The sequence below is a fragment of the Cupriavidus basilensis genome, from assembly GCF_029335485.1.
Lineage (GTDB): Bacteria > Pseudomonadota > Gammaproteobacteria > Burkholderiales > Burkholderiaceae > Cupriavidus > Cupriavidus basilensis_E.
Genome location: NZ_JARJLM010000653.1, coordinates 1 through 5,672 on the forward strand (window position 1 = coordinate 1; position 5,672 = coordinate 5,672).

General features: G+C 64.4%; 4 protein-coding genes and 2 pseudogenes. 4 read left to right on the forward strand and 2 right to left on the reverse strand.

Going from position 1 to position 5,672, the window contains the following annotated elements:
• From P3W85_RS40105 to P3W85_RS40120, 4 genes and pseudogenes are all read left to right on the forward strand, one after another.
• Window positions 1-203, forward strand: a pseudogene (locus tag P3W85_RS40105) (gamma-glutamylcyclotransferase family protein); the annotation flags it as partial.
• A 136-nt stretch (window positions 204-339) separates the two neighbouring features.
• Window positions 340-1,311: pseudogene (locus P3W85_RS40110) on the forward strand (alpha/beta fold hydrolase); the annotation flags it as partial.
• Window positions 1,312-1,749: 438 nt separating this feature from the next.
• Complete coding sequence (gene aceA, locus P3W85_RS40115) at window positions 1,750-3,042, forward strand: isocitrate lyase (RefSeq protein ID WP_017223888.1); 1,293 nt, start codon at window positions 1,750-1,752, stop codon at window positions 3,040-3,042.
• Between the two features lie 360 nt (window positions 3,043-3,402).
• Complete coding sequence (locus tag P3W85_RS40120; protein WP_017223887.1) at window positions 3,403-4,155, forward strand: M48 family metallopeptidase; 753 nt, start codon at window positions 3,403-3,405, stop codon at window positions 4,153-4,155.
• 98 nt (window positions 4,156-4,253) lie between these two features.
• On the opposite strand, the gene P3W85_RS40125 is transcribed toward P3W85_RS40120, so the two are convergent.
• Both P3W85_RS40125 and P3W85_RS40130 read right to left on the reverse strand, forming a co-directional pair.
• Window positions 4,254-4,688: a universal stress protein gene (locus P3W85_RS40125; protein ID WP_017223886.1), complete on the reverse strand. Its 435-nt coding sequence runs from the start codon at window positions 4,686-4,688 to the stop codon at window positions 4,254-4,256.
• A 130-nt stretch (window positions 4,689-4,818) separates the two neighbouring features.
• The coding region (locus P3W85_RS40130; RefSeq protein WP_276268886.1) for a LysR family transcriptional regulator at window positions 4,819-5,672 on the reverse strand (854 nt) is incomplete at its 5' end.

Sequence of the window (5,672 nt, forward strand, 5' to 3'; positions counted from 1 at the left end):
TCGATGAAATCGAGGAGGTCTACCCCGGTCAGGCCTCGCTCTTCATCCGTGAAGAGCGGCCGGTGGTGGCGGGCGGCCGATCCGTGCACTGCCTGCTGTATCCCGTGGGCGAGGATGCTGTAGCGGGCTTGCCGCGCATCGCTTCCGGGGACTGGGTGGCTTACCGGCGCGCGCGCGCGGACGGCCGCTCCGCCCGGGGCTGATGCCGCTGCTGCCCGCTGCAAGCCGGCGCGCGGTGGCGGTTTGCATCCGTTTCAAACGCCATGGCGCCGGCTCGCGGGGCAGCGGGTCTTGGCGTAGCATGGTCAACCATTCCATTGTTCAATGTCATGGTTGACCATGCCCGCTCCCGATACCAGCCTGCCGAATGCCGTGCGTACCGACCCGGGCACGCATGCTCCCGCCCCCGGTCCCGCGCTGCGCTTCGTCCAGTCGGGCGCGGTGCGGCTGCTTGTCAAGACCTGGGGCGATCCGGCACGCCGCGCGATCGTGCTGGTGCACGGCTATCCGGACAACAGCACGGTCTGGCACGGCGTGGCGCGGCTGCTTGCCAATGACTACTACGTCGTGGCCTATGATGTGCGCGGCGCGGGCGGCTCCTCGGCGCCCAAAGGCGTGCCGGCGTACCGTCTGGCCAGGCTGACGGAAGACTTCAGCGCGGTGATCGACGCCGTCTCGCCCGACGCGCCGGTGCATCTGGTCGGCCATGACTGGGGTTCGATCCAGTGCTGGGAATTTGTCACCGAAGCGCGCCTGCATGGCCGCATCGCGTCGTTCACGTCCTGCTCCGGGCCTTGCCTGGACCACGTCGGCTACTGGATGCGCGGAAACCGCCGCCTCTCGCTCGCGGCGCTGTCCCGCTCGCTGCGTCAGATGGCGTCGTCCTGGTACATCTATCTCTTCCATTTGCCATGGCTGCCGGAGCTGGGTTGGCGCTTGTGGATGGGGCGCGCGTGGCCGGCGTACCTGAAGCGCTCCGAGCGCATCGACGCGGACCCCAACCCCACCCAGGCCGCGGACGGCCGCCATGGCCTGGCCCTTTACCGCGCCAATATGCTGCCGAGGCTGTTCTCGCCGCGCGAACGCCACGCGCATGTGCCGGTACAGGTGATCGTGCCGCTGCTGGACCGTTATGTCGGGCCGGCACTGTCCGAGGATCTGTCGCGCTGGGTCGGACGCTGGTGGCGCCGCGAGGTGCGGGCGCGGCACTGGTTGCCGCTGGCGGATCCTGCCGGGATGGCTGACATGGTGAAAGATCTTGCGGGGTATATCGAGGGCGGCCCGGAGCCGCTGGCTTTGCGGCAGGCGCGCATGCCGGATGGGCAAGGCGGAGGGGAAGGCGGGACTGTGCGGCAGGCGTGAGCCGGCGCGCTGGCGCAATCCCTGATTTTCATAATGCGGAAAGCAGTTTTGTGCGGCAAAAAAATGTAGATGCGCAGCACAACGGCCATTTCTCATGATGGAAGATCACTTGCCGTATCGTGAAATATGCTTTGCAAGCATATGATTATAAAGAATAAAAAAACAAAGCAATGACTGCATTTCGGGCTGTTGCGACGCGGGACGTTTCCCTACACTCTTATATAAGACACATGACCTGAGGCGCGAAAAACAGGGGTGGCGAGGCAAGCAGGATGCAGCCTCCGGACCGTCCCCGAAAGTGCACCGGTCGGCAAGCCGGCAATGCAGTCCGGCAAGCCCGTCGCAGGTTTCCTATGCCATACCCGTCTCAATCACCAGGAGAGTGCAATGTCCCGCGAACTCGAAGCTCAGAAACTGCAAAAAGAATGGGAAACCAATCCACGCTGGAAGGGCATCGCGCGTCACTACACTGCCGATGACGTCGTCCGCCTGCGCGGCTCCGTGCAGATCGAGCACACCCTGGCCCGCCGCGGTGCGGAAAAGCTGTGGCACCTGCTGAACACCGAGCCCTTCGTCAACACGCTGGGCGCGCTGACCGGCAACCAGGCCATGCAGCAGGTCAAGGCCGGCCTGAAGGCTATCTACCTGTCGGGCTGGCAAGTCGCCGGCGACGCCAACCTGGCCGGCGAAATGTACCCCGACCAGTCGCTGTACCCGGCCAACTCGGTGCCGATGGTGGTCAGGCGCATCAACAACACCTTCCAGCGCGCCGACCAGATCCAGTGGAGCGAAGGCAAAGGCGACACCGACTTCTTCGCGCCGATCGTGGCTGACGCCGAAGCCGGTTTCGGCGGCGTGCTGAACGCTTTCGAACTGATGAAGTCCATGATCGAAGCGGGCGCCGCCGGCGTGCACTTCGAAGACCAGCTGGCTTCGGTCAAGAAGTGCGGCCACATGGGTGGCAAGGTGCTGGTGCCGACGCGTGAAGCCGTCGCCAAGCTGACCGCCGCGCGCCTGGCCGCCGACGTGTCCGGCGTGCCGACCCTGGTGATCGCCCGTACCGACGCCGAAGCCGCCGACCTGCTGACCTCCGACGTGGACGAGCGCGATCGCCCGTTCTGCACCGGCGAGCGCACGGTGGAAGGTTTCTACCGCACCAAGCCCGGCATCGAGCAGTCGATCGCCCGTGCCCTGGCCTACGCTGAAGTGGCCGACCTGGTGTGGTGCGAAACCGGCAAGCCGGACCTGGAGTTCGCCAAGAAGTTTGCCGAAGCCGTGCACGCCAAGTTCCCGGGCAAGCTGCTGGCCTACAACTGCTCGCCGTCGTTCAACTGGAAGAAGAACCTGGACGATGCCACCATCGCCAGGTTCCAGAAGGAACTGGGCGCGATGGGCTACAAGTTCCAGTTCATCACGCTGGCCGGCTTCCACTCGCTGAACTACTCGATGTTCAACCTGGCCTACGGCTATGCCCGCAACCAGATGAGCGCTTTCGTCGAACTGCAGGAAAACGAGTTTGCCGCTGCCGAGAAGGGCTTCACCGCCGTCAAGCACCAGCGCGAAGTCGGTACCGGCTACTTCGACGCCGTGACCCAGACCATCGAAGGCGGCCAGTCGTCGACGACCGCACTGAAGGGTTCGACCGAGGACGAACAGTTCTTCGACAAGAAGGTGGCCTGAGTATTGGATTATTAGATCGCCAGCTTCGACAGCTGGTCAGCTTGGCGGGCGCGCGACCATCGCGCCCGCCAATTAGGCGCCGCGCCGTGTCTCTCTCAGGGGCGGCGCGGTTTTTTGTTTTTGGGCGCCCGCCCGCAGTGGCCCGGAAATGGTGAGCCAGGGCCGATGCGTGAAAAAATGTCAAAAAAAGTGTCCGTGTAGATTCAGATATTTCTGGTTCACTTGGGTGGATTTCAGCGATATGATTCGGCCGTGTGCCAGAAGAGGCACGCAGGGGGTCGCCGGTCTGCCACCGGCACATGTCCGTAAAAGTCACTGGCCGGCAACCTGGCCGGTGCACATCCCAAGAAGAAATCAATCATGAAGCACAAACTCTCCCTGGCGGCCATCGCTGCTCTTTCCGCCGTTGTGGCTGGCTGCGCCGGCACCAATGTCGACGGCATGCTGGGCGCCGGCACGTCGATGCTCAAGGCGGCCTCGCTGAGCGACGGCGATGTCAAGGCCATGTCCGACCAGTCTTGCGCGGAGCTCGACAAGTCCAACAAGATCGCGGCGGCCAACAGCACCTACGGCAAGCGCCTGACCAAGATCATGTCCGGCCTGCAGTCGACCGACGTGTCCAACATCAACGCCAAGGTCTACCTGACCAAGGACGTCAACGCCTGGGCCATGGCTAACGGCTGCGTGCGCGTCTACAGCGGCCTGATGGACATGATGACCGACGACGAAGTGCGCGGCGTGGTTGGCCACGAACTGGGCCACGTGGCACTGGGCCACACCAAGAACAAGATGCAGGTGGCGTACGCCGCCATGGCGGCACGCGGCGCGCTGGCCGCCAGCGGCAATGGCGCCGTGGCTGCCTTGTCGTCCTCGCAACTGGGCGAAATGGGCGAGAAGCTGATCAACGCGCAATTCTCGCAAACGCAGGAAAGCGCCGCCGACGACTACTCGTTCGACGTGTTGACCAAGAACAAGGCCAATACCCGCGGCCTGGTCACGGCGTTCCAGAAGCTGGCCAAGCTGGATGGCGGCAAGTCGAGCATGTTCTCGTCGCACCCGGGCTCGGAAGACCGCGCCAATCATATCGAAGACCGCATCAAGAAGGGAAGCTGATCCCGACCGGCGTAGCCGGTTGGACGAAAAGCGAAAAGGCTGGCTGCCCCAATCGGGCAGCCAGCCTTTTTTCGTCTTTGCCGGCCCGCGCCGGTTGCTCAGCGATACACGATCACCGGGATATCGGTGTGTGTCAGCACCTTCTGCGTCTCGCTGCCCAGCAACAGGCCGGACAGACCGCGCCGGCCATGCGAAGCCATGAAGATCACGTCGCAGCCATGGCGCTCGGCCGCGTCGATGATACCCAGGTAGGGCACCGCGAAGGTGGTCATATCGGCGTCGAAACTGATGCCCTGGGCCGTAGCGGCGGTCTCCACTTCCTTCAGGTACAGCTTGGCCTGGCTTTCGATGCGGTCCTTGAAGGCCTGGGGCGCCTCCACCACGATCTCGCTGAAGGGCGTGTAGGGGTATTCCTCCAGGCAGACATAGGCGGTAACACGCGCATTGATTGTCCTGGCGAGTTCCAGCGCGCCGTCGATGGCCTTCTTGGACAGTTCCGAACCGTCGGTAGGTAGCAGGATGTGCTTGAACATGCTGGACTCCTTTGGGGCGTATTGGACGTATGAACGTAGAGGCGGATGGCCGGGTGGCAGGCCGCACGGCACCTGTCAGCCTTTATTGTAGGTAGAGGTGGCGCATACGGCATTGCCCTGGATCAAATTCCTAGCCAGCCGCCATCTGTGGCCTGCTGGCGGCAGAAACCTGTTCCGCCCGCCGCCAGTAAGCCGGATTGCCGTAGGTGTTCTTCAGGTGGTCGATAAACAGCCGCACCCGCAGCGGCAGGTGCTTGCGCTGCGGAAAGACCGCGTGGATGCCGATCGGCGGCGCCTGGAATTCGTCGAGCACCGTGACCAGGCGTCCGCTGGCGATCTCTTGCCCGACTTCCCACCACGAACGCCAGGCCAGCCCGTGGCCGTGCAGGCACCAGGCATGCAGCACCGCGCCATCGGTGCATTCCATGGTACCGCCCACCTTGACCGTCACGGCGCGCCCCTCCTGCTGGAAGGCCCAGCCGCGCTGCACGTTGGCGCTGGCGCCGAAGGCCAGGCAATTGTGGCGGCTCAGGTCCTCGGGCAGGGCGGGCACGCCGTGGCGCGCCAGGTAATCGGGTGAGGCGACCACTACGCGCCGGTTCTCGGCCAGGCGGATCGAGACCAGGCTTGAATCGGGCAGGTCGCCCAGGCGGATGGCGCAGTCGAACCCTTCGTTGACCAGGTCAACCACGCGGTCCGACAGGTCCAGCGTGATCGTCACATCCGGGTGCGACTCGATGAACAGGGGCACCAGCGGCGCCACGTGCTTGCGCCCGTAGCCGGCCGGCGCGGTCACGCGCAGGTGGCCGCTGGCCTTGACGCCGCCGGCCGAGACGCTGGCCTCGGCGTTGTGCAGGTCGTTGAGGATGCGCTGGCAGTCTTCCAGGAAGGCCGAGCCTTCGAAGGTCAGGCTGATCTTGCGGGTGGTGCGCAGCAGCAGCTTGACGCCCAGGCGCTCTTCCAGCGCGTCGATGCGCCGGCCGA

Excerpts from the sequence above, each read along its gene's own strand:
- aceA (WP_017223888.1), top strand. The coding sequence starts at position 1,750 with ATGTCCCGCGAACTCGAAGCTCAGAAACTGCAAAAAGAATGGGAAACC.
- P3W85_RS40120 (WP_017223887.1), top strand. The coding sequence starts at position 3,403 with ATGAAGCACAAACTCTCCCTGGCGGCCATCGCTGCTCTTTCCGCCGTT.
- P3W85_RS40125 (WP_017223886.1), bottom strand. The coding sequence starts at position 4,688 with ATGTTCAAGCACATCCTGCTACCTACCGACGGTTCGGAACTGTCCAAG.